This is a genomic window from Amycolatopsis rhizosphaerae, from assembly GCF_007713715.1.
GTDB lineage: Bacteria > Actinomycetota > Actinomycetes > Mycobacteriales > Pseudonocardiaceae > Amycolatopsis_E > Amycolatopsis_E rhizosphaerae.
Window position 1 is genome coordinate 1 of sequence record NZ_VJWX01000495.1, and the last position, 5,241, is coordinate 5,241.

Here is a 5,241-nt window from a genome sequence, read left to right on the forward strand (position 1 = left end):
GGCTCGGCGAGTTGCCCTACCCGCTGCGGGTTCGTTCCCACGGGGAGACCGAGGCTCAGCGTGTCTCGCTGCGGGAGCGGGCGCGCCAGGAGCTCAAGGCACGGGGGCTGCACGACCACTTCGGCCGCCTCGAACCCCATGTCGAGGACTGGCTGACCGTGCTCGCCCGGCCGCTGCTGCGGATCGACGCACTGCACATCCCCGACTACCAGGCGCCCCCGGTGGGGATCCTCGCCGCCTCCGACGGGCGTACGGGCGTGATCGCGATCCAGAACGCGGACGGGATCTGGCTCCGGCCGACCTTCGCCGAGGGACTGGCCTCCGCGGTGGTCGACCTGCTGCCGCCGGGCACGCGGGGCACCGAGGCCTCCATCACTCTTCCGGTGGCCGAGGCCCTGCGCATTCCGCCGAACCGGGTCGCGGTGCCCGCCGGTGGCGGCCCCGAGGAGCCGCGGTCGCGACGGAGGTCCTCGCTGAGCGACCAGGTGGCCGATCCCCGCGAGTCCTACGCCCGGCTGGCCGGCCAGCCTCGTCTGCGAGGCGGGCAGTTGGCCGCGAACAGCCGTAACGAGCTCAGCGGCTGGCGACGCTCACCGGTCCTGGCCTGGTTCGACACGGCCAGCGGCCGCTACCTCAGCCTCGCGCGTCCCGGCTCGGATGGCCGCGAATGGGTGACGGTGGCCCCCGCCGACACCAAGACGCTGCGCACCAGGCTCACGGAGATGGTCTCGCTTGTTTCGGGCTGATCCCGGCCGGTCCGGGAACCCCGGACCCTGATCGGCCGTTGACCTGCCGGAGGCTCGTGCAGGTATCCACGTCGGCCGGACTGTACCCTGGTTAGACGGGTGTCCCGCACCCAGCTAGTTGTTGTCTACACCGTGACGGCGGATGTCACCATCTACCGCCTAACCAGGGAGGGTCAAGGCCAGCACGGCCGAGGCATATGGACCGGAAGCGCCTGCTCAAGAACCCACTTCTGTGGATCGTCGCGGTTCTGCTGCTCTACTTCTTGTTCAGCAGCGTGTTCGACAGCAACCGCGGTTACACCCAGGTTCCGACTTCACAAGCGATCGCGCAGGTCAACGCGGGCAATGTGAAGGAAGCGAACCTCCAGGACAAGGAGCAGCAGCTCAAGCTGTCGCTCAACAACAAGATCGACGTCGACGGCCAACAGGTCGACGAGATCATCACGCCGTACCCGGCCGATGCGACGCGGTCCATCTACGACCTGCTGATCTCCAAGCCGAACGTGAAGTTCGCCACCACGGTCACCCAGCAGTCGTGGATCTCGCAGCTGCTCATCTACATGATCCCGCTGGGCCTGCTGCTCCTGCTGCTCATGTGGATGATGAACAACGCGCAGGGCGGCGGCAACCGGGTCCTCAACTTCGGCAAGTCCAAGGCCAAGCAGCTGAACAAGGACATGCCCAAGACCACCTTCGGTGACGTGGCGGGGGCCGACGAGGCGGTCGAAGAGCTCAACGAGATCAAGGACTTCCTGCAGAACCCGGCGCGCTACCAGGCGCTGGGCGCGAAGATCCCGAAGGGCGTGCTGCTCTACGGCCCGCCCGGTACCGGTAAGACGCTGCTCGCCAGGGCCGTCGCCGGTGAGGCCGGGGTGCCCTTCTACACGATCTCCGGTTCGGACTTCGTCGAGATGTTCGTCGGTGTCGGTGCCTCCCGCGTCCGTGACCTGTTCGAACAGGCCAAGCAGAACGCGCCGTGCATCATCTTCGTCGACGAGATCGACGCGGTCGGCCGCCAGCGCGGGGCGGGCCTCGGCGGCGGGCACGACGAGCGCGAGCAGACGCTGAACCAGCTGCTCGTCGAGATGGACGGGTTCGACTCGCGCGGCGGCATCATCCTGATCGCCGCCACCAACCGGCCCGACATCCTCGACCCGGCGCTGCTGCGCCCCGGCCGGTTCGACCGGCAGATCCCGGTGTCCGCCCCCGACCTGCGGGGCCGCCGCGCGATCCTGGAGGTGCACGCCAAGGGCAAGCCGCTGGCGCAGAACGTCGACCTGGACGCGCTGGCCAAGCGCACCGTGGGCATGTCCGGTGCGGACCTGGCCAACGTGATCAACGAGGCGGCGCTGCTCACCGCGCGCCAGAACGGCCACGTGATCAACGATGTGGCGCTCGAGGAGTCGGTGGACCGCGTGATCGGCGGCCCGGCGCGCAAGAGCCGGATCATCTCCGAGAAGGAGAAGAAGATCACCGCCTACCACGAGGGCGGGCATGCGCTGGCCGCGTGGGCGATGCCGGACCTGGAGCCGGTGTACAAGCTGACCATTCTGCCGCGCGGGCGTACCGGCGGGCACGCGCTCGTCGTGCCCGAGGACGACAAGCAGCTGATGACGCGCTCGGAGATGATCGCCCGGCTGGTGTTCGCCCTGGGTGGGCGCACCGCCGAGGAGCTGGTCTTCCACGAGCCGACCACGGGCGCCTCCTCGGACATCGAGCAGGCCACCAAGATCGCCAAGGCGATGGTGACCGAGTACGGCATGAGCGCCCGGCTCGGGGCGGTCAAGTACGGCCAGGAGCAGGGTGACCCGTTCCTCGGACGCTCCGCGGGCCGTCAGGCGGACTACTCGCTCGAGGTCGCGCACGAGATCGACGAAGAGGTCCGCAAGCTCATCGAGACCGCGCACACCGAGGCGTACGAGGTCCTCAACACCTACCGGGACGTGCTCGACGACCTGGTGATGGAGCTGCTGGAGAAGGAGACCCTCCAGCGCAAGGACCTCGAGCGGATCTTCGCCACCGTGGAGAAGCGCCCGCACATCACCGTGTTCAACGAGTTCGGGGAGCGCATCCCGTCGGACAAGCCGCCGATCAAGACGCCGGGCGAGCTGGCGATGGAGCGCGGCGAGCCGTGGCCGCCGGAGGAGAAGAAGCCCGCACCGCGGGTGCCGGCGCCGGTCGGCACCGCGCCAGGCGGGTCCGACCTGCCGGGCGGGCCGCCGTACGCGCAGCCCGAGCCTCCGTCGAACCCGTACGCTCCGCCCGCCGCTGGCGGATATCCGCCCAACGGTGGCCGCCCGTACGGCCCGAACGGCACCGGCCAGTGGCCGCAGCCTTCGGGTGGCGTGGCGGGTGGCCCGCCGAACTACGGCGCGCCCCCCGGGTGGACCCCGGCCACCCAGCCGGGCGGCAACACCGGCTGGCGGCCACCGGCCGACGAGTGGCGGCAGAACCCGGGTGAGGGCGGCCGACGTTCCGAGCCCGACGAGCAGGACGGTCAACATCGACAGTGAGCTGACCCGCGAACCCGGGCCGGTGTTCGACCAGGCACGGGCCGAGAAGGCCGTGCGTGAGCTGTTGCTGGCCGTGGGTGAGGATCCGGATCGGGATGGCCTGCGGGACACCCCGGCCCGGGTCGCGCGGGCGTACCAGGAGATGTTCGCGGGGTTGTACGAAGACCCCGACAAGGTGCTCGACCGGACCTTCGACGAGTCGCACGAAGAACTGGTCCTGGTCACCGATATCCCGCTGTACTCGATGTGCGAGCACCATCTGGCCCCGTTCCACGGCGTCGCGCACGTCGGGTACATCCCGAACGCGCACGGGAAGGTGACCGGGTTGTCGAAGCTGGCCCGGCTGGTCGATCTGTACGCCAAACGCCCCCAGGTGCAGGAGCGGCTCACCTCGCAGGTGGCCGACGCGCTGAACCGGAAGCTCGAGCCGCGGGGTGTCATCGTCGTGATCGAGGCGGAGCACCTGTGCATGTCGATGCGCGGCATCCGCAAGGCCGGGGCGCGGACCACCACCTCGGCGGTGCGGGGTGTGCTGCAGACGCAGGCTTCGACCCGCGCCGAGGCACTGGAGCTGATCAAGGGGCGACGGTGAACGCGCTGCCCGCTCCCGGGCGCTGCGTGGTGATGGGTGTCCTCAACGTCACCCCGGATTCCTTCTCCGACGGCGGCCGGTACCTCGATCGGGACTCCGCACTGGTGCACGCACACGAAATGTGGGGGCGTGGCGCGGACGTGATCGACGTGGGCGGCGAGTCGACCCGGCCCGGCGCCGCCAGGGTGGATGCCGAAACCGAGATCGCCCGCGTGGTGCCGGTGGTGCGGGCGCTCGCGGCGGACGGCCTGTGCCTGTCGGTGGACACGACGAGGGCGGCGGTGGCCGAGGCCGCGCTGGACGCGGGGGCCTCGATCATCAACGACGTGTCGGGCGGGCTGGCCGATCCGGACATGGCGAAGGTGGCGGCCGGGACCGGCGCCCCCTGGGTGCTGATGCACTGGCGTGGCCACAGCAAGGACATGAACGCGCTCGCCGTCTACACGGATGTGGTCGCCGAGGTGCGCGACGAGCTTTCGGCGCGGGTGGACGCGGCGCTCGCCGCCGGGGTGGCTTCGGAAAACATCGTGCTCGACCCGGGGCTCGGTTTCGCCAAGCGCGCCGAGCACGACTGGGCGCTTCTGCACGATCTGGACGTCTTCCTCGAAATGGGTTTCCCGGTTCTGGTGGGCGCCTCTCGAAAGCGCTTTCTCGGCAGGCTCCTCGCCGGAGAGAACGGCGAGCCGAGGCCGCCCGACGGGCGTGAGGACGCCACGGCCGCGATCTCCGCGCTGGCCGCGGCCGCCGGTGCCTGGGGTGTGCGGGTGCATTCGGTGGGTGCCTCGCTCGACGCGGTCGCGGTGGCCAGGGCCTGGCGGCGGGGCGATGTCTGACCGGATCACGCTGACCGGGCTGCGCGTGTTCGGTCACCACGGCGTTTTCGAGCACGAGAAGCGCGACGGACAGGAATTCGTCGTCGACATCACCGTGTGGCTCGATCTCTCCCAGGCCGCCGCGACCGACGAGTTGAAGCACACGCTGCACTACGGCGAACTCGCGGAAATGGCGGCGGGCATCGTCGGCGGCGAGCCCTACGACCTGATCGAGAGCGTGGCCGGGAAGATCGCCGACGAGGTGGTCCGCGACGAGCGGGTGCACGCCGTCGAGGTCACCGTGCACAAGCCCGCCGCGCCGATCCCGCTCACCTTCGATGATGTGGCGGTGACCGTGCGGCGGGACCGATGAGCCGCGCCGTCCTTTCCCTCGGCTCGAACCTGGGCGACCGGCTCGGGTTCCTGCGCTCGGTGATGACCGGTCTCGGGCCGGCCGTGCGTGCCGTGTCGACGGTCTACGAGACGAAACCATGGGGGGTCGAGGAACAGCCGGACTTCCTCAACGCGGTGTGCGTGGTGGACGATCCGGCGCGGGACCACTGGGCGTGGCTGCGGGC

Annotated in this window: 6 protein-coding genes; all 6 read left to right on the plus strand. The window is 69.9% G+C overall.

The features are described from left to right. Positions 1-746: ESX secretion-associated protein EspG (locus FNH05_RS31445; RefSeq protein ID WP_144592484.1), on the plus strand; the 746-nt coding region annotated here is incomplete at its 5' end. Between the two features lie 197 nt (positions 747-943). After that, a complete protein-coding gene (ftsH, locus tag FNH05_RS31450; RefSeq protein ID WP_144592485.1) occupies positions 944-3,259 on the plus strand; it encodes an ATP-dependent zinc metalloprotease FtsH in 2,316 nt (771 codons plus the stop codon). Then, on the plus strand, positions 3,249-3,851 hold the full coding sequence (gene folE, locus FNH05_RS31455) for a GTP cyclohydrolase I FolE (protein ID WP_246128054.1): 603 nt from the start codon (positions 3,249-3,251) through the stop codon (positions 3,849-3,851). Before ftsH ends, folE begins: the two co-directional genes overlap by 11 nt. A 32-nt stretch (positions 3,852-3,883) precedes the next feature. After that, the gene (folP, locus tag FNH05_RS31460) at positions 3,884-4,684 is read left to right on the plus strand and encodes a dihydropteroate synthase (protein WP_144592489.1); all 801 of its coding nucleotides are present in this window, start codon (positions 3,884-3,886) and stop codon (positions 4,682-4,684) included. Then, entirely contained in the window at positions 4,677-5,036 is a 360-nt protein-coding gene (gene folB / locus FNH05_RS31465; RefSeq protein WP_144592487.1) for a dihydroneopterin aldolase, read from the plus strand. Before folP ends, folB begins: the two co-directional genes overlap by 8 nt. Beyond that, positions 5,033-5,241, plus strand: a 209-nt coding sequence (locus FNH05_RS31470; protein WP_144592488.1) for a 2-amino-4-hydroxy-6-hydroxymethyldihydropteridine diphosphokinase, incomplete at its 3' end; no start/stop codon positions are given. The genes folB and FNH05_RS31470, both read left to right, overlap by 4 nt.